Below are 18488 nucleotides of genomic sequence, written 5' to 3' on the forward strand. Positions count from 1 at the left end.
CCGGGGGCTGCCTGCCCCCGGACCCCCGGGAGTATTTCTGCAAAGGTGAAGATCAGGAGGCTGCGACCTGGGCGGCAGTTTTATCAAGGCGGCTGACGGCCTCGGCGATGTCCTCATCACTCAGGGTCAGCGGCGGCAGCAGGCGGATCACGTTGTCGGCAGCCGGGACGGTGATCAGCTCGTTGGCGTAGCCCGCGTTGACCACATCTATGTTGGCTGCCGTGCACTTGAGGCCCAGCATCAGGCCGGCGCCGCGCACTTCCTCGAAGACTTCTGGATGGTCGGCCACCAGCCCCTCCAGCTTCTGCCGCAAGAGACCCGCCTTGCGGTTCACCTCTGCCAGGAAGTCCGGGTCAGCCACATGATCCATCACCGCGCAGCCCACTGCGCAGCCCAGCGGGTTGCCGCCGTATGTGGAGCCGTGGGTGCCTGCGGTCATGCCGCTGGCGGCATCCTCGGTGGCCAGCACCGCACCCAGCGGGAAGCCGCCACCGATGCCCTTGGCCACCATCATGATGTCCGGGGTGATGCCCGCCCATTCATGGGCAAACAGCTTGCCGGTGCGCCCGACGCCGCATTGCACCTCATCCAGGATCAGCAACAGGCCATGCTCGTCACAGATCCGGCGCAGCGCCTTCAGCTCTGCATCCGGGACCGGGCGGATGCCGCCCTCGCCCTGCACCGGCTCGATCATGATGGCAGCAGTGCTGTCCGAGATGGCATTGGTGACGCCATCCAGATCGCCAAAGGTCAGATGCACGAAACCGGGCAGCAGCGGGCCGAAGCCCTTGACCATCTTCTCGGAGCCAGCGGCGGCGATGCCGGCCGAGGACCGGCCATGGAAGGAGCCGTCAAAGGTGATGATTTCGACCCGCTCCGGCTGGCCTTTGTCATAGAAATACTTACGCGCCATCTTCACCGCCAGCTCGCAGGCCTCGGTGCCGGAGTTGGTGAAGAACACGGTGTCGGCAAAGGTATGCTCCACCAGCTTGTCCGCCAGCGCCTGCTGCTGGGGAATGTGGTAGAGGTTGGACACATGCCACAAGGCTTGCGCCTGGGTGGTCAGTGCCTCCACCAGCGCCGGATGGGCATGGCCCAGCGCGTTGACCGCGATGCCGGAGCCCAGATCCAGAAAGCGTCGCCCGTCCGCCGTGGTCAGCCAGGCGCCTTCGCCTTTGACGAACTCAAGCGGGGCACGGTTGTAGGTCGGCAGAACGGACGGGATCATCGGGATCATCCTTTTCAAAGGTCGGAAGCCAAAGCAGTGCATCAGCAAGGGCCTTGGGTCAACGGTGGATCATTGGATTTCAAATGGAGGATGTGCTGCACGGCAGGCACAAGGGATCAAGGGCCGGTTACGCCAAGCGGCGTCGGCGTCGCGAAATGGTGGTATGTGCGCGTTTGATCATGGATGGGTTCCATAGTGGAGGTTTTGGCGAAAGAAAACCCCTTTTGTGCAGCCCGCCCTGCCAATGCGCCGCCCGGCCCCTTCACCTTTGGCGAAATACTCCGGGGTGAATTGGCCGCAGGCCAAGAGGGGCAGCGCCCCTCCTTCTCCAAGCCCGCGGGGCAGCGCCCCTGCCCTGATGGTAAATTACGATGGCCGCCGCAGCCTTTCCCCTTGCATCCCGCGGCGGCTTGCCGCACCGCTGGTGCCATGACGCGCAACACCCCGCAGAACCCGGCCCTGGCCGCCGCCCTGATCCTGGCGGCAACCACCTTCATTGCGGGCACCACTTTGCTGGCCAAGTCATTGGGGACAGATGTGCTGGGCGCGCCGCTGCACCCGCTGCAGATCAGCCACGGGCGCTTTCTGTTTGCCTTCATGGGGATCTCCACTGCGGTGCTGATCCTGCGCCCGCGCTTCATCCGCCCGCATTGGGGCTATCACATCGGACGCACCTCCTTCGGCTGGGCCGGGGTCACGCTAATGTTTGCCTCGGTTGCCTATATCCCGCTGGCCGATGCCACCGCGATCACCTTCCTGAACCCGGTTTTCGGCATGCTGCTGGCGATCCCGCTCTTGGGGGAACGGGTCGGACCCTGGCGCTGGGGCGCGGCGCTGGTTGCGATGATCGGCGCGATGATTCTGTTGCGCCCCACGCCCGCCAGCTTCCAGCCCGCGGCGCTGCTGGCCCTGGGCGCGGCGGCGGTGATGGGGCTGGAGCTGATTTTCATCAAGAAACTCGCGGGCCGCGAAGGGCCGCTGCAGGTGCTGTGGTTCAACAACCTTTTGGGGATGATGATTGCCAGCTGCGCGGTGCTGCCGGTCTGGCAGATGCCAAGCGCGGGCCAATGGGGAGCGCTTGCGGCGCTGGGGCTCTTGATGGCCTGCGCGCAGGCTTGTTTCATCAACGGGATGGCGCGGGCGGATGCGTCCTTTGTGGCGCCGTTCAGCTATGCCACGCTGGTGTTTGCGGCGCTTTACGACTTCCTCGGCTTTGGCGTGGTGCCGGATGCGATTTCCTTCCTTGGCGCCTGCATCATCCTGGCGGGGGCCGCCATTCTGGCCTGGCGCGAGGGCCGGGTGCGCCCGCCTGCAGGCCGCGCAGCTGCGGCAGGGAAGTAACCCGCACCTGAACCGGCCTCACAAAAAGTTATTTCCATTCAATAGCCCCATGGCGACGCCGAGGTCGAAAACCGGCAATTTCCGCCTGCCCGGCACGGCACCCTGCTCTGTAACAGGACAGGAGAATACCCATGCACGAGCGGCGAATCCCAGAATGGCTGCGCCACGCGCCGGTGCCCTCGGTCCGGGATTTCGGCATCCTGGCGGGGCTGGAGGCGGTGGTGCGCGGCACGCTGATCTCAGTCTTTCCGCTGATTATGTACCGGGCGCTGGGGGATGCCGGGCTGGTCTCGGCCTCCTATTTCGCGGTGGGTATCCTTTCGCTGCTCGCGGGGCTGATGGTGCCCGCACTGGTGCGGCTGGTGCCGCGCCGCTGGGCCTATTCCCTGGGCGCGGCGATGTTCGTGGCCTCGGCAGCGCTGGCGATCGAAGGCAGCCCGGGTTCGGTGCTGGCGGCGCTGGCGCTCAACACCGTGGCGGCGGTCACCACGTTCATCTGCTTCAACGCCTATGTACTCGACTACATTTCCCGGGTCGAACTGGGCAAATGCGAGACCTCACGGATGTTCTATTCAGCCCTGGGCTGGACGGCCGGGCCAATGGCGGGGGTGCTGCTGCTGGATTGGTGGCCGCCTGCCCCGTTCCTGATTTCCGCCGCCGCCGCGCTCCTGATGCTGGCCGCCTTCTGGTGGATGCGCATGGGCAACGGCAAACAGATCGCCCGCGCCCGCGGCCCGGCCTCCAACCCGTTGAAATACCTGCCGCGCTTTCTGGAGCAGCCGCGGCTGATCACCGGCTTCCTGTTTGCGGTGATCCGGTCGGCTGGCTGGTGGATCTACGTGGTCTACCTGCCGATCTTTGCCATTGAAAAAGGGCTGGGACAGGAACTGGGCGGCATCCTCTTGTCCGTGACCAACGCCTGCCTGTTCGGCGCGCCGCTGCTGCAGCGCTGGGTGCAGCAGCATTCGATCCGGCTGGCGGTGCGCACCGGTTTTCTGATCGTCGCCCTGTGTTTCGGCGGTGCCGCAGCGTTGCAGGGCTGGCCAGATGTTGCGGTCGGCCTGCTGATGGCGGGGTCCGCCGCGCTGATCCTGCTGGACATCTGCGGCGGGCTGCCGTTCCTGATGGCGGTGAAACCCTCCGAACGGACCGAGATGTCGGCGGTCTACTCCAGCTACCGGGATATCTCCGGCATCCTGACGCCGGGGGCCGCCTGGCTGGTGCTGATGGTGTCGCCGCTGGCTGGGATCTTTGCCGCTGGCGCCGCGGCTGCGGCTTATGCCGCGCTGCTGGCTGGCAAGCTGCATCCGCGGCTGGGACGCAGAAAGGCGGCGCCTCCGCCAGCGGAAGACCCCCTGCCCGCGGAGTAGCGGCGTCAGGGTTTCAGGCGGTAACCAGTGCGCAGCATCACCCAGGCCAGCAGGCAGACCGCAAAGGTGGCACCGCTGCAGACCGCCAGCCCCAGCAAGGGCGGGCTGTCCGAGGTGCCGATCACCCCGAATCGCACTCCGTCGATCAGGTAGAACACCGGGTTCAGATGCGAGATGACTTTCAGCACCGGCGGCAGCGCCTCGACCGAATAAAAAGTGCCGGAGAGGAAAGCCAAGGGTGTGACGATGAAATTGGTGATTGCCGCCATCTGGTCGAACTTGTCGGCAAAAACCCCGGCAACGATCCCGAGGCCGCCCAGAAACGCCGCGCCCAGCACGATGAAGACCAGTGCGGTCAGCGGATGCGCAGGTACGATTTGCAGCACCGCCATCAGCCCCAGCCCGATGCCCAGCGCCACCAGAGTGCCGCGTGCAACGGCGCCCGCCAGATAGCCTAGCAGGATCTCCAGCCCCGACAGGGGCGGCATCAGCGTGTCGACGATATTGCCCTGCACCTTGGCAATAACGATGGAGGATGAGGTGTTTGCAAAGGCATTCTGGATCACCGTCATCATCATGATGCCCGGTGCCAGGAAGGTCAGGAACGGCACCCCCATCACATCGCCGCGCTTCGGCCCGATGGCGATGTTGAAGATCATCAGGAACAGCGCCGCGGTCACCAGCGGCGCCAGCAGAGTCTGGGTCCAGACCGCCAGGAACCGCTTCACCTCGCGCCATGCCAGCGCCTTGAGCCCCAGCCAGTTCACCCGCCCGAACCGGCGCGCGCCCAATTCCACCTGATAGCCCTGCTCTGCCATGCTGCCCCTCGCGTTTCGCTTGCCCGACTGCATAACGGCTGGGCCAATGGGCGCAAGATGCCTTGTAACTCCGCCCGCAGTGATTAGAATAGGGGATCACACGGAATATGATGGCGGCCGCAGAACCCCTGGGGCCGCTATTAGCTTGGAAAGGCAACAGATGTCCTGGACAGACGAGCGCGTCGAACTGCTCAAGAAAATGTGGGGCGAGGGCCAATCGGCCAGCCAGATCGCCAAGGAACTGGGCGGCGTCACCCGCAACGCCGTCATTGGCAAGGTGCACCGCCTCGGCCTGTCCAACCGCAACAGCGGCGGATCCAAAGCGGCAGAGCCGAAGGAAAAGCCGGCAGCCGCCCCTGCAGCCGCCGCACCGAAACCTGCGGCTGCCGCCAAGCCCAAGCCGCAACCCAAGACCGAACCGGCCCGCCCGGCCGCGGCCCAGCCGTCTGCGGACGCCAAGCCCGCAACCCCGGCCCGCCGCCAGATCATCCCGGCCGGCCAGCCGCTGCCGCCGCAGCCCTCCGCTAATGAAATCAGCCCCGAGGCGCTGGCCAAGGTCAATGAGATCGAGAAGAAGGCCAAAAAGCTGGGCCTGATGGAGCTGACCGAGCGCACCTGCAAATGGCCGGTGGGCGACCCGGCAACCGAGGACTTCTGGTTCTGCGGCCTGCCCGCGCAGCAGGGCAAGCCCTACTGCGAGGCGCATGTGGGCGTGGCTTTCCAACCGATGTCCTCGCGCCGCGACCGCCGCCGCTGAGGCTTGGCCGCTTTAGTGAATTTGGCCCCGGCATTGCGTCCGGGGCTTTTCCTTTTGAGGCCCGCCTTTTGGCAATTAGTGCTACGTGGCAAAAGGCGTTCAGCTGTCGCAAGAGCATCTAGCGGCAGATATCCCCCACGCAACCCAAACATCAGCCAAACATCGGGCTGTGTCCGCGTTGCTTAGAGAGCAGGTATGTCAATTCATCGGGTTGGATAACACTTATGCGGCGCGGAGGCTGAATTCGCTGCTCATACGCTTATGGCCGGATCAGGTGCTCTCATTACGGCCAATCCTTAAAGAATGGGCAGAACATTGCGAACCCGCCATGCAAGGGTTCCGGAATGCGCGCTGGAGGGCGTCGCAAACACGCCGTCTATCTAGCTGTCCCAAGTCAGGTGGCAGCCAATTAGTCCAATCGGCATAATTAAGAAATGCTCCAACCCTGCTTTGACTGCAAACCATTTGCACAGGGCTGGCTGTTCGATCAGCGGCCGTTATAAGCCGTTACAGGCGGAGGACATGAACCGAACAATGAGCGTGGCGGACGACCAGCGCGGCGGTCGAGCCCAAAAAGAACTCCTTCATCCCCGGTTTGTGCGAGGCAAGGACGATACAGTCGATTTTGTGTTTGTTGGCATATTCCGTTATCGCTCGGCCCGCTGACTGGCTTTCCAGAATGACGGAGTTCACACCCGCTTCACCCTGCAACCGGTCAGCCAGGCTTGCCTGGGCTTTCTGGTAGGATTTTTCGACAACATTTTGCTCCATGTAATACATGATCTGCTTGTTCGGCGGCTCGTGAATATGGGCTGCGGTGATCTTTCCACCCTCGGACAGGAGGGCACGTGCTGTGGAGAGTGCCTGTTCGCTGATGCCATGTTCCAGGGACAGCGCTACGAGTATGTTGCTATACATGGTGTTCCTCTTGTGTTCAGTTTCTGGGGCTGAAGGTTCGCGGCTGCCTGTCCGGCATCCGCCGCCGGCAGGGGAACGCCCCCGGTCCGGGGGGCGCAGGAATAGGTGGCCCCCTTATTTGCTGAGCAGGAGGTCGGGCAGGAAGAGCGCCAGTTCCGGGACAAAGGTCGTCAGCATCAGCGTCGGCAGCCAGGCGAAGATGATAAAGATCAGCGTCGGCCACAGCATGCGCGAGACCGGTTCGTCACAGACCTGGGCACCAAGATAGAGAAGCGGCGCCGTGGGTGGTGTGATGTTCGCCATGCCCAGGTTCACGCCGATCACGGCAGCAAAATGGATCGGGTCCATTCCGGTGCTCTGCGCGATGGGCAACAGGATCGGGGTCGCCAGAAGCAGGCCAGAGATATCATCCATCAGCATCCCGATCAGGATCATCACGATGTTGATCATCAGCAGGATCACAATCGGGTTGTCAGATACGGAATAAACAAGATCTTTGGCCAGTTGCGGTGCGCCCTGCGAGATCAGGTTGTCCGACACGATCAGAACCATGAAGATCATGACCATCACCACGCCGATTGTGACGCCGGAATTCTGGATGGTCTGGGCCAGCGTTTTCCAGGTCAGGCCGCGGTAGAAGTAGATCGCAATCGGGATCGAATAGACCACGGCGATGCCGGCGGCTTCGGTCGGGGTCATGATACCGCCGTAGATCCCTCCCAGAATGATCAGCGGCATCATCAGCGCAGGTCCCGCCAGGCGCGCTTGGCGGCCAAAGGTGGGCAGAAATGGCCTGGGGCGTTCTGTCAAGTTAATGCCATCGTATTTCCGCAGCATGAACTGGTTCACGACGATCAGCAGGGTGATCAGGATGAACGCGGGGATCACGGTGGACAGAAAACATTTCAGCACGTGCTGCTGTGCCACCCAGCCATACAGGATGTGCGACGAGCTTGGCGGGATCAGGAGGCCCAGAGGGCTTGCCGCCACGATCAGAGCGGCGGACTGCCCGCCGGGATAGTTGGCCTTTTTCAGGTGCGGCATCATGATGCCGCCGATGCAGGTCAGGGTGGCGTTGGCGCTGCCGGAAATCGAGCCAAAGACCCCGCAGGCCAGGACGCCCGCAGCGCTCAGCCCGCCCTTGATATGGCCAATGAACATTTCGGCGAGTGAAACCAGAGGCGCCGCGATCCGCCCTTTTTCCATGATGCCACCCGCAATCATGAAGAGCGGGATGGCCAGCAGAACCAGTGACCGGATTCCCGTGGACCCCGTCGGCAAATACCCTGTGATCGACTGATCACCGACCATGGCAATGAAAATCAGGACCGCCCCGAAGGCCACAAAAACGCTGACCCCAAGTAGCAGCATGGCGCAGACGATAAGAAGACTACCGGTGATGATCATTTTGCGGCCTCCTTGGCAGCAGCTGATTTGAGAGGGAGACCGAGACCCTGACGGATATGCACGTAGAGATAGGCAGTGGTGAACATCGCCATGAAGCCAAAGGCGACCATGATCCCGATCCGCCAGGTGACAAAGGGGATGCGCAGCACAGGGGTTGCGCGCAGCCGCGGGAACGAGAAGTCGTCAAGCAGCGAGACATAGCACGCGTACATGAGAAACAGGATCACCAGCAGCTCGACCGTCAGCACGATGAACCCGCGCCACCAGATCATCCGCGGGTTTTGGATGACGATGCCCAGAATATCCGCGTTGATATGCAGATTGCGCGCAGAGGCCAGAACAGCGCCTGCAAAGAAGCCCACGATGCTAATGCCCAACAGCCATTCTTCGTAGGCGAAAAGATCGCCGCCAAAGCCGTATCTGATGACAACAACCGCGCCAAAGGTGAATGCCATCAGGAACCCTGACACCATTACAATCTGTCTCATGAGAAATGCGATCGCCTTCATCGGGTAGCCAATGATGGCCGGCAATTCGTCGGTTATTTTGTTCCGAATGCCGTGAACTTCGTTCCCGGCGGCTGGTGGTTGTTCGCTTACCGAAACGGACATCTTTCTCCCTCCCATTGTTTTGCTCAAGAACAAAAAAGGGCCAGCTGGTCTGCCGGCCCTTTTCCTGATCAGTTGTTCTTGGCTGCCAGCAGGCGGTCGATGATGTCCTGACCAACGCTTTTTGCCATCTGCGGCCAGACCGTTTCCTGAACATGTGCGGCCATCGCAGCCTGTTCTTCATCGCTCAGGCGAAGGATGGTGTAGCCCTTATCAAGCAGCTTCTGACCGAAAACCTCGTCATTCTCTCGGTTGTAGCTGAAGAAATCATTCGACGCTTTGGTCAGGGCCGCCTGCAACGCTTCACGCTGTGCGTCGTTCAGCTTGTCCAGCGTCCGCTGCGATGCATAGAACGTTGTCAGTTCGGAGATCGAGTTGTACTCGACGAAGTGGGTACCGACATCCGACTTGGCGAAGATGGAGTAGGTCGCGGTTTTGGTGCAGCAGATCGCACCATCGACGATACCGGCTTGAAGCGCCGGGAAGATGTCCCCCCATGCCATGGTTGTTGCCTGGTAGCCCAGTTCTTCAACCATCGACTTCACAACGCTGGACGACCAGACACGAATGTTCATGCCTTTGTCTTCAAAGCTGCTCCAGTTCTGGGGCTCCTGCGAAGCAACGATGCCGATGAACCCTTCAGGGTTCTGAGCCATCACCCGGACACCGTATTCGTCGGTGATCTCCTGCAGGATGGTGTTGAACTCGGAATCCATGTTGAGCAGCGTATTTTCCATGTCATCCCATCCTCCAAGCAGGAACGGCATGGACAGAAACTCAAGGCGCGGATCGGTGTCGGCGTAGATGAAAGCAGACGCCAGATCGATGTTGCCGCGGGCGACATCTTCGAACAGCGCTTCGCCGGAACCGAGCTGGTTTGCAGGGAACACGTCGATTTTCAGGCCGACGTTGGCTGCTGCAACATCTGCGGCAACCTGTTCCATCATTTTTGTGCCCTGGTGGTCGATCGGGAACACGCCTGCGAAACGCAGGGTCATGTCTTCGGCGAAAGCCGCGGTCGACATCAGAGTGCTCAGCGCGCCAGCGGCCAGACCTTTGGTAATCTTGTTGAAACTCATCGGGTAGTTCTCCTCCTGTTTGACGAATAACGCCCGCACAGCGGCATGCTGTTGCGGGCGCGGATTTGCTTAAGTCAGCAAATTTCGGGGATCCTCGAAGCCGTATCCGAGGTCATCGGCCACAGCCTTGCAGGTCACCTCGCCGTAGGCCACGTTCAGGCCGTTCAGCAGGTGATGGTTGTCGGCCAGCGCTTGCTGCCAGCCCTTGTTCGCAATGGCGATGGCATGCGGCAGGGTCACGTTGTTCAGCGCATAGGTCGAAGTCCGGGCCACCGCGCCGGGCATATTGGCGACGCAGTAATGCACAACATCATCAACGACATAGGTCGGGTCTGCGTGTGTCGTTGCCTTGGAGGTCGCAAAGCATCCGCCCTGGTCAATGGCAACATCCACGACCACTGCACCGGGTTTCATTTTCGCAATCAGATCACGCGAAACAAGCTTGGGTGCGGCGGCGCCGGGGATCAGAACCGCCCCGATCACGAGGTCGGCATTGGAAACCTCTTCCTCCAGCGCGGCCTGGGTTGAGTAAACCACCTTGGCGGATGCCTCAAAGTGGTTTTCGAGCTTTTCCAGAACGGCCGGGTTACGGTCCAGAATGGTGACGTCAGCGTGCAGGCCAACGGCCATCTGCGCGGCATTGAAACCGACAACACCGCCGCCGATGACAACAACCTTGCCGGGCTTCACCCCAGGCACACCGCCCAGGAGAACCCCGCGCCCGCCCTGGGCCTTTTCCAGGGCACCGGCACCGGCCTGGATCGACATCCGGCCTGCAACCTGGCTCATCGGCTTCAGGAGCGGCAGACCGCCGCTATCGTCCGTTACCGTTTCATAAGCGATGCAGACCGCGCCAGAGTTCACCAGATCTTTGGTCTGCTCCGGATCTGGAGCCAGGTGCAGATAGGTATAGAGGATCTGCCCCTCGCGCAGCATCGCACGCTCCGCTGCTTGCGGCTCCTTCACCTTTACGATCATTTCGGCGTGGGCAAACACCTCGGCTGCGTTTGTTGCGATCTCCGCACCAGCAGCACGATAAGCATCGTCATCGGCGCCAATGCCCAGGCCCGCACCGGTTTCGACCAGCACCGCATGACCGTTCGTAATCAGCTCAGCCACGCTCTCGGGCGTTAGCCCGACGCGGTATTCGTGGTTTTTGATTTCCTTGGGTACACCAATGTACATTGTCTTCACTCCAGGAAAGAGAGGCTCACTTGGCCGTTGGCATGACGAATTCAGCACCTTCCGAGATGCTTTCAGGCCAGCGCTGCATGATGGATTTCTGCTTGGTGTAGAAACGGACGCCCTCTTCGCCATAGGCGTGCATGTCGCCGAACAGGCTCTTTTTCCAGCCGCCGAAGCCATGCCACGCCATCGGCACCGGGATCGGAACGTTGACGCCGACCATGCCGACCTGAACCTGTTTGCCGAACTCACGCGCGACGTTGCCGTCCCGGGTGAACAGCGACACGCCGTTGCCGAACTCGTGGTCGTTGATCAACTGCAGGCCTTCGGCAAAGTTCGGCACGCGGACACAGGCCAGAACCGGGCCAAAGATCTCTTCGCGGTAGATCTTCATTTCCGGGGTAACGTTGTCGAACAGGGTGCCGCCCAGGAAATAGCCGCCTTCGTGCCCTTCGACGGTGTAGCCGCGGCCATCGACCAGCAGGTCAGCACCTTCTTTGACGCCGCTATCGATATAGCCCTTGATCCGGTCGCGCGCGGCGGCGGTGACGATCGGCCCCATTTCTGCGTCCAGTTCGAGACCGTTTTTGATCTTCAGGGTCTCGGCGCGTTCTTTCAGCACCGGCATCAGCTTGTCCGCGGCATCGCCAACCAGCAGCGCAACCGAGATCGCCATGCAGCGCTCTCCGGCTGAACCGTAGGCTGCACCGATCAACGCGTCGGCGGCCTTGTTCATGTCGGCATCAGGCATCACCAGCATGTGGTTCTTGGCCCCGCCCAGGGCCTGGACGCGCTTGCCGTGGCGGGCGCCGACTTCGTAGATGTAGTTGGCAATCGGGGTCGAGCCGACAAAGGACACAGCCTTGACGTCTTCGTTTTCCAAAAGTGCATCCACGGCAACCTTGTCGCCCTGAACGACGTTGAACACGCCATCGGGGAAGCCTGCCTGCTTCATCAGATCCGCATAAAGCAGAGAAGCCGAAGGATCGGTCGGCGACGGTTTCAGAATGAAGGTATTGCCTGCGGCGATGGCGATCGGGAACATCCACATCGGCACCATGACCGGGAAATTGAAGGGCGTGATCCCGGCCACGACGCCCAGGGCCTGGCGTGTGGTCCAGTTGTCCATGCCGGTGGACACCTGCTCCGTGTAATCACCCTTAAGGAGCTGCGGGATGCCGCAGGCAAACTCGATGATATCAATGCCGCGCTCGACCTCGCCCTGGGCATCGGTGAAGACCTTGCCGTGTTCGACAGTGATGGCGCGGGCCAGGTCGTCCTTGTGCTGACGCACCAGCGCCAGGAAATTGTTCATCAGCCGGGCCCGGCGGATCGGCGGCGTGTTCGACCACGCAGGAAAGGCCGCCTTGGCCGCGGCGACCGCAGCGTTCACGGTTTCGACGGTTGCCAGGGACACATCGCCGGTATGTTCACCGGTTGCGGGGTTGTAGACGGCCTGGGTGGTTTCGCCGTCGGGAGCTGTGTTTTGGCCACAGATATAGTGGCCGATCGAAGCGATCGGGGCAGCATCTTTCATGATTGCAGTCCTTTGGATTTAGAGGGGAAAGGTCACGGAAGCTCAGCCAGAACTTCGCCAAGCGTCTGAACAAGCGTGTTGATTTCAGGTTCCGAGATGATCAGCGGCGGAGAAAGTGCGATGATGTCGCCGGTTACCCGGATCATGATCCCAGCGTCCCAGGCGCGTTTCATCGCCTCATAGGCTCGCTCACCCGGCGCGCCTTCGCGTGGGGCCAGCTCGATGGCACCAACCAGCCCAAGGTTGCGGATGTCGATGACATTGGGCAGATCCCTCAGGCTGTGGAGCTGATCCTCCCACGGTTGCGACAGCAGCGCCGCGCGGCGGAACAGGTCGTTCTGTTCGTAGCTTTCCAGCGCCGCCAGTGCGGCTGCGCAGGACACCGGGTTGGCCGAGTAGGTGTAGCCGTGGAACAATTCGATCGGCGCGTCGGCGTTTTCCATGGCGGAATTGTAGATCGCGTCGGACACGATGACCGCGCCCATCGGGATGACGCCGTTTGTCAGCCCTTTGGCGGTGGTGATGATGTCCGGCGTAACGCCGAAATATTCCGACGCGGTTGCCGCACCCAGACGGCCGAACGCGGTGATGACCTCGTCAAAGATCAGCAGGATGCCGTGCCGGTCACAGATCTCGCGCAGCCGTTGCAGATACCCCTTGGGCGGCAGCAGCACTCCGGTGGACCCTGCCATCGGCTCGACGATGACGGCCGCGATGGTCGAGGCATCATGCAGCGCAACGATGCGCTCCAGATCATCGGCCAGTTCGGCGCCATGCGCGGGGCAGCCGCGGGTGAATGCGTTCTTTTCCAGATCATGAGTATGACGCAGGTGATCGGTTCCGGTCAGGAGCGTGCCGAAGTGCATGCGGTTTTTCACGATGCCCCCGACCGAGATGCCGCCGAAGCCGGTGCCATGGTAACCGCGTTCGCGCCCGATCAGACGTGTGCGGGCGCTGTCGCCGCGCATCCGGTGGTAATGCAGCGCAATCTTGAGCGCGGTGTCGACCGACTCGGACCCCGAGTTGGTAAAGAACGCATGGCTCATCCCCTCGGGCATCATCGCCGTCAGCTTGCCCGCCAGCTCGAACGCCTGCGGGTGGGCAAACTGGAAATTCGGAGCGTAGTCCAGCTCGTGAACCTGCTTCTGCACCGCCTCTACAATCAGCGGATCACGATGGCCTGCATTAACGCACCACAACCCCGCGGTGCCGTCCATAATCCGGCGGCCGTCCGAGCTGGTGTAATACATCCCTTCGGCAGACTGGATCATGCGGGGCTCGCGAAGGAAATCACGATTGGCCGAAAACGGCATCCAGAAAGACGACATGGTATTTGACTGAACGGGCATATCCATTCCTTGCAAGGCAGATTATTATTTGATGAGAGATACTTGCAAAGTTTCACCCTTTCGCACACCCGGCTTTGTAGGAATGTGTAAGTCATTGAAAAACAGATCGGGCCGCCTTAAGGTGCTTTCGATCAGAAGCAGGAAATCACAATGGGCGACTCTTCGGCACCCGATCTGGAAACCGCAAGACGCCTGCGATTGATTCGAACCTCAAAAGGTCTCAGCCAACGCGAGATGGCCAAGCGCGCGGGGGTGGGAAGCGGTACGATTTCCCAGATCGAGAGCGGATCAACCCAGCCTTCAGTGGCTCTGCTCAAGAAAATTCTCGCAGGTGTTGATGTTAACCTGGGTTTTTTCTTCAGCTTCGAACTGAAGAACGAGGACAACTTTTTCTTTCCTCACAGCGGTATGCGGGACCTGGGGTCGCCGGGCGTGTCCTACCTGCTGGTCGCAGGTGAGCGGCGGAATCGAAAGCTGCAGATGCTGATTGAAGAGTACGGTGTCGGTGCAGACTCGGGCCGTGGAGCCCTGTCGCATGAGGGCGAGGAATGTGCAGTCGTAATTGAGGGGCGTCTGGAAGTCACAGTAGATGGGCAATCCCGAATTCTAGGCCCAGGAGACGCTTATTACTTTTCCAGCATCCTGCCACACCGGTTCCGCAACGCCGGAGACAAGGTGTGCAAAGTCATCAGCGCGTGCACGCCATCATCGTTCTAGGCCGGGTCGGATGTCCGGGCTAACGATGTTCCAAGATGGTATTTTCCTGGTGGTTCCGGCCGATTTGCCCAAAGCATTGGTGCCAGACAGTACATAGAATTGTGCCGAATGTTCACTAATGTCCTGCAACCCGGGTCCCGGCTCTCTGAGGATGCTGTGTTGCACCTGACCGGAAGGTTTGACCAAGCTGCACTGCGGCGGCCATAGGCGGGACCAACGGCAGCTTGGCTCCGAACATGCTTCGGCCAATGGCGGCTTTACGCGTTTCCTTGCCGCTAACTGCCTAGTGCAGCATTTGGCGATGCGGGCTCAGAGCCGCCGATCGCTGGGCCTTGGCCCAATAGCAGCTTTGAATGGAGCATGTAGGCAAAGCCCTCGCCTTGCCTGCAAACGCAAATCAGTTCGCGACCGGGCCCTCAGATGTGAACTTCGGGATCACGCTGTCCGAGGCCGCCTTACCCTCAATGCCCGGCCAGTTGCCTTCGGCCAGGTTGATGTTGCCGGGGATGTCCTCTTCCCAGAAGCCAACCACCACGTCGGTGATGTTCAGATAGAGCTTGTCGTCGACGATGCGCCAGAGGTTCGGGTTGGCCGGTACCTTGCCGCCCTTGGAGACGCCATAGGCGCAGTGGCCGTCATACTGCGGCGCATAATAGGCCGGGTTGGCGGAGAACATGTCGCGGTTCTCTGCCGAAGCGAACGCCCAGGTGGCACCGTTATACTCGGCGGTGAACTCGGTGCTGCCGCGCACCGGGGCGGTCTGCGGGGTGCCGACCGGGTTCATCTCAAGGCTGCGGTAGGCCACCACGTCGTAGCCGGACACCGCATAGCCGGTGCCATCGACATACTGCTCCCCGGCAAAGGCCGGCAGGGCAAAGGAGAGCGCTGCCGCAGCAGCAAAAACAAGACGCTTCATGAAATCATCCCTTTCATCGGTGATCGCTTCAATTCGGGCACCGGTCCAACGCACCGGCCTTGGCACTGACATTACCGCCCCGGCAGCAAATGCGAAGGGGGGCTCACGGCTCTGTGTCCGGGAACGAGAGGATGTGAGCACATTGTAAAATTTCCGCGTGCAGACCTTCCAGTCATTGGAATTTCCGGAACACCCCTTATCTCTGGCTGAGCCGGTCGCCGCAGCGCGTGCGATTGAGACGCAACAGGAAACAATTGAGAGCAAGGCCGACAGATGAGCGACACCCCCTACACCCCGCCGAAAGTCTGGAAATGGGAACAGGCGAACGGCGGCGAATTTGCCTCGATCAACCGCCCGATTGCAGGCGCGACCCACGACAAGACGCTGCCCGCGGGCAAGCATCCCTTCCAGCTCTATTCGCTGGCGACCCCGAACGGGGTGAAGGTCACCGTGATGTTCGAGGAGCTGCTGGCCGCGGGCCACACAGATGCCGAGTATGACGCCTGGCTGATCAAAATCGGCGACGGCGACCAGTTCGGCTCCGGCTTTGTCGAGGTGAACCCGAACTCCAAGATCCCGGCCCTGCTGGACCGCAGCGGCGCGGAGCCAGTGCGGGTGTTCGAAAGCGGCTCGATCCTGCTGCATCTGGCGGAGAAGTTCGGGGCGTTCCTGCCCAAGGCGGGCGCGGCACGTACCGAGACCCTGAACTGGCTGTTCTGGCAGATGGGCAGCGCGCCCTACCTGGGCGGCGGCTTTGGCCATTTCTATGCCTATGCGCCGGAAAAGTGGCAGTATCCGATCGACCGTTTCACCATGGAAACCAAGCGTCAGCTGGATGTGCTGGACCGGCAGCTGGCCGAGCGTGAGTTTATTGCGGGTGACGAATACACCATCGCCGATATCGCCATCTGGCCCTGGTACGGCCAGCTGGTACTGGGCCGCAACTATGGCGATGCGGCAGAGTTTCTGGATGCGGCGAGCTACACCAACGTGGTCCGCTGGGCCAAGGCCATCGACGCTCGCCCGGCGGTGCAGCGCGGCCGCATGGTGAACCGCACCTCCGGAGATCCGGAAACGCAGCTGCATGAACGCCACAACGCCAGCGATTTCGAGACCCGCACCCAGGATAAGCTGGAACCGGCAGAATAACCCCCGCCTTCAAGGCTCAGGTTCAAGGATTGCCAAGCGCCCGCCTCGCCGCGGGCGCTTTTTTTCCGGCTACATCCAGCCCACCTGCGTCAGGGCATGCACATCGTTCCAGACCTTGGTCATGTGGCGGATTTTGCCGCCGTCAAAGTCCAGCACGTAGACATAGTCCGAAGCGACCGTCTTGCCCGTCGGCGCGCCGTTGCCGGCGTCCACCGTATGGGTGCCATGGAAGACTGCAAACAGGACCGCACGGCCGGCGTCCTCATCCACCGTGAGGGATTTGAACTCCGCATGGGCATCCGGCATCGGTGTCAGCAGCCCCTTGGCCCATTCGGTATATTCCGCAAGCGTCTTGATCTCTGCCAGCGCATCCGCCTGGACCGAGAAGGTGGCGTCCGGCGTGCACCATTCCTGGCACACCTCCCATCCTTTGCCCGCATCGCAGGCCTCGCAGAAATCATGTGCGGTTTGTTTGATGGACATCGTTTCCCCTCCCTGCTGGGTTGCCGGACGCGGGCCGCAGCCCTGCCCTTGCAGCAGCAGATAAGGCGAAAACGGCGGTGGGCGAGAAATGCCTATTTGAGCCGCGGCGGCTTTTCCGGGTCGCTGCCGGGTTTCACCGGTTTCAATTCCTGCGGCGCCTTAGGCTGCGGCAGGTCAAAACGCAGGCCGACGCGGGCCAGGCTGGCCGCCACCGGGTCCTCGGCGGCGAAGAAGCCCACATCCATCGCACCGGCCTCAATGCCGGAGAAGGTCAGCGCTTCGCTGGCGGCCTTGGCAAGCGAGGCCTGCGCGGCCTCCTTGGCACCGACGAAGCCTAACAGGTGCCCTTGCCCGCCGCCAGCATAGCGCACACCGGCCAGATAGGCCGCCGCCGCCAGCCCGCCTGAGGTGGCAAGCTTGGCGTCCAGCGCCGTCAGCAGCGCCTCCGGCAGGCCCTTGGGGGCGGTGAATTCGGTGACGCCGGCCTCGACCTCCTGCGGTGCATGGCCCAGGGTCTGGTGCAGCCAGTTGATCGCCTCTGCCGGGATCAGGAAGGCGGAGGGCGCCACCTCCAGGTTCAACCCCAGTCCAATTTCCTGGCCAATCCCCTGCCCGGCCAGCATCTGGCAAATCACCCGGCCTGACAGCGCTGCGTAAGGCACCGCTTGGCCGGCAAATTGCGCCAGCCGCTCCTCCCGGTCGAACACCAGAACGAAGGCGCCGTCCGGCGTCTCGAACAGCGCTGGTGAGATCTGCTCCCCCACGGCTTCTTCCTCCAGCATCAGGAACAGCTCCGCATCCGCCAGCCGTTCATAGAACCGCAGCCGGGCGGCATCATCCTCGGGCGCAGCCTCCATCGCGGCGTGGGCCAGATCCAGCGGGGTTTCATCTGTCATCGCATCAGCTCCTTCACCCGGGCCTGCAAAACCGGCAGCAGCTCCGCCTCGAACCAGGGGTTTTTCTTCAGCCATCCGGTATTACGCCAGGACGGATGCGGCAAGGGGAAGACCTGCGGCGCATGATCCCGCCAGCCGCGGACAACATCCGTCACCGGCCCCTTCAGCCCCAGGTGATAACGCTGCGCATGGGCGCCCACCAGCACCTTCAGCTGCACCTCCGGCAAGTGGTCCATCACCTGATGATGCCAGGTTTTGCCGCAGACCGCAGGCGGCGGCAGGTCAGCTTTCTTGTCGTTGTAGCCGGGAAAGCAGAACCCCATCGGCACCACCGCGACGCGGTCCTTGTCGTAAAACTCCGCCTCGCTCAGCCCCAGCCAGGCCCGCAGCCGGTCGCCGGAAGGATCGGTAAAGGGCCGGCCGCTTTCGTGCACCCGCAGCCCCGGCGCCTGGCCTGCAATCAGGATGCGCGCTGTAGGGCGGAACCACACCACAGGGCGAGGCGCATGCGCGGTGGCGGTCGCTGCAAAGCGGTCCGCGCAGATCCGGCAGTTGCGAATCTGCGCCTTCAGCCGCTGGCTGGCCTTCATTGTTTCAGCTTTGGAAACAGCCATCTTGCGCCCCGTAAGTCCGTTCTGCCTGCAATTTCCGGCACCTGCGGTCAGGACAGGCGGCAAATTGGTTAAGACTTGGTTGATGATTTATGTCACAATTCGACATAATAAGGCCA

General features: G+C 61.7%; 18 protein-coding genes. 5 read left to right on the top strand and 13 right to left on the bottom strand.

The features are described from left to right. Nucleotides 1-52: 52 nt before the first annotated feature. Nucleotides 53-1228, bottom strand: a complete 1176-nt coding sequence (locus RA24_RS09515) for an aspartate aminotransferase family protein (protein ID WP_039191252.1) — start codon at nucleotides 1226-1228, stop codon at nucleotides 53-55. A 429-nt stretch (nucleotides 1229-1657) separates the two neighbouring features. Here RA24_RS09515 and RA24_RS09520 point away from each other — a divergent pair, with 429 nt between their 5' ends. Both RA24_RS09520 and RA24_RS09525 read left to right on the top strand, forming a co-directional pair. Further along, nucleotides 1658-2569, top strand: a complete 912-nt coding sequence (locus tag RA24_RS09520; protein WP_039191187.1) for a DMT family transporter — start codon at nucleotides 1658-1660, stop codon at nucleotides 2567-2569. A 131-nt stretch (nucleotides 2570-2700) separates the two neighbouring features. Next, complete coding sequence (locus tag RA24_RS09525) at nucleotides 2701-3939, top strand: MFS transporter (RefSeq protein ID WP_039191188.1); 1239 nt, start codon at nucleotides 2701-2703, stop codon at nucleotides 3937-3939. A 5-nt stretch (nucleotides 3940-3944) separates the two neighbouring features. Here the strand turns inward: RA24_RS09525 and RA24_RS09530 are convergent, their stop codons facing one another. Further along, on the bottom strand, nucleotides 3945-4757 hold the full coding sequence (locus tag RA24_RS09530; RefSeq protein ID WP_019296092.1) for an ABC transporter permease: 813 nt from the start codon (nucleotides 4755-4757) through the stop codon (nucleotides 3945-3947). A gap of 160 nt (nucleotides 4758-4917) precedes the next feature. On the opposite strand from RA24_RS09530, the gene RA24_RS09535 reads away from it, so the two are divergent. Beyond that, the gene (locus RA24_RS09535; RefSeq protein ID WP_019296091.1) at nucleotides 4918-5514 is read left to right on the top strand and encodes a GcrA family cell cycle regulator; all 597 of its coding nucleotides are present in this window, start codon (nucleotides 4918-4920) and stop codon (nucleotides 5512-5514) included. A gap of 507 nt (nucleotides 5515-6021) precedes the next feature. Here the strand turns inward: RA24_RS09535 and RA24_RS09540 are convergent. The 7 genes from RA24_RS09540 to RA24_RS09570 all read right to left on the bottom strand — a co-directional run bounded on the left by RA24_RS09540 (nucleotide 6022) and on the right by RA24_RS09570 (nucleotide 13603). Then, entirely contained in the window at nucleotides 6022-6432 is a 411-nt protein-coding gene (locus RA24_RS09540) for a universal stress protein (RefSeq protein ID WP_019296090.1), read from the bottom strand. Nucleotides 6433-6546: 114 nt separating this feature from the next. Next, the gene (locus RA24_RS09545; RefSeq protein WP_019296089.1) at nucleotides 6547-7839 is read right to left on the bottom strand and encodes a TRAP transporter large permease; all 1293 of its coding nucleotides are present in this window, start codon (nucleotides 7837-7839) and stop codon (nucleotides 6547-6549) included. Beyond that, entirely contained in the window at nucleotides 7836-8450 is a 615-nt protein-coding gene (locus RA24_RS09550; RefSeq protein WP_193747121.1) for a TRAP transporter small permease, read from the bottom strand. The genes RA24_RS09545 and RA24_RS09550 overlap by 4 nt, the downstream gene beginning before the upstream one ends. Before the next feature lie 68 nt (nucleotides 8451-8518). Further along, nucleotides 8519-9526: a TRAP transporter substrate-binding protein DctP gene (gene dctP / locus RA24_RS09555; protein WP_039191189.1), complete on the bottom strand. Its 1008-nt coding sequence runs from the start codon at nucleotides 9524-9526 to the stop codon at nucleotides 8519-8521. A gap of 69 nt (nucleotides 9527-9595) precedes the next feature. Next, nucleotides 9596-10711 carry an alanine dehydrogenase gene (gene ald / locus RA24_RS09560; protein WP_039191190.1) on the bottom strand — a complete coding sequence of 372 codons (1116 nt, stop codon included), beginning with the start codon at nucleotides 10709-10711 and terminating at the stop codon, nucleotides 9596-9598. 25 nt (nucleotides 10712-10736) lie between these two features. Further along, nucleotides 10737-12248, bottom strand: a complete 1512-nt coding sequence (locus RA24_RS09565) for a CoA-acylating methylmalonate-semialdehyde dehydrogenase (RefSeq protein ID WP_039191191.1) — start codon at nucleotides 12246-12248, stop codon at nucleotides 10737-10739. A 32-nt stretch (nucleotides 12249-12280) separates the two neighbouring features. Beyond that, nucleotides 12281-13603 (bottom strand): aspartate aminotransferase family protein, encoded by a 1323-nt coding sequence (locus RA24_RS09570; protein ID WP_019296084.1) that lies wholly within the window; start codon nucleotides 13601-13603, stop codon nucleotides 12281-12283. Between the two features lie 144 nt (nucleotides 13604-13747). Here RA24_RS09570 and RA24_RS09575 point away from each other — a divergent pair, with 144 nt between their 5' ends. Then, the gene (locus tag RA24_RS09575) at nucleotides 13748-14314 is read left to right on the top strand and encodes a cupin domain-containing protein (RefSeq protein WP_052254122.1); all 567 of its coding nucleotides are present in this window, start codon (nucleotides 13748-13750) and stop codon (nucleotides 14312-14314) included. Between the two features lie 397 nt (nucleotides 14315-14711). Here RA24_RS09575 and RA24_RS09580 read toward each other — a convergent pair whose 3' ends face one another. Beyond that, nucleotides 14712-15230: a YHS domain-containing (seleno)protein gene (locus RA24_RS09580; RefSeq protein ID WP_039151496.1), complete on the bottom strand. Its 519-nt coding sequence runs from the start codon at nucleotides 15228-15230 to the stop codon at nucleotides 14712-14714. A gap of 273 nt (nucleotides 15231-15503) precedes the next feature. On the opposite strand from RA24_RS09580, the gene yghU reads away from it, so the two are divergent. After that, nucleotides 15504-16379: a glutathione-dependent disulfide-bond oxidoreductase gene (yghU, locus tag RA24_RS09585; RefSeq protein WP_039151414.1), complete on the top strand. Its 876-nt coding sequence runs from the start codon at nucleotides 15504-15506 to the stop codon at nucleotides 16377-16379. A 69-nt stretch (nucleotides 16380-16448) separates the two neighbouring features. Here yghU and RA24_RS09590 read toward each other — a convergent pair whose 3' ends face one another. From RA24_RS09590 to RA24_RS09600, 3 genes are all read right to left on the bottom strand, one after another. Beyond that, nucleotides 16449-16862: an ester cyclase gene (locus RA24_RS09590; protein ID WP_039191192.1), complete on the bottom strand. Its 414-nt coding sequence runs from the start codon at nucleotides 16860-16862 to the stop codon at nucleotides 16449-16451. Nucleotides 16863-16954: 92 nt separating this feature from the next. Beyond that, the gene (locus RA24_RS09595; RefSeq protein ID WP_039191193.1) at nucleotides 16955-17758 is read right to left on the bottom strand and encodes an SseB family protein; all 804 of its coding nucleotides are present in this window, start codon (nucleotides 17756-17758) and stop codon (nucleotides 16955-16957) included. Continuing rightward, nucleotides 17755-18372, bottom strand: a complete 618-nt coding sequence (locus RA24_RS09600) for a uracil-DNA glycosylase family protein (protein ID WP_446720211.1) — start codon at nucleotides 18370-18372, stop codon at nucleotides 17755-17757. The genes RA24_RS09595 and RA24_RS09600 overlap by 4 nt, the downstream gene beginning before the upstream one ends. Nucleotides 18373-18488: the final 116 nt, after the last annotated feature.

Origin of the sequence: Leisingera sp. ANG-M6 (assembly GCF_000813905.1) — a bacterium.
Classification (GTDB): Bacteria; Pseudomonadota; Alphaproteobacteria; order Rhodobacterales; family Rhodobacteraceae; genus Leisingera.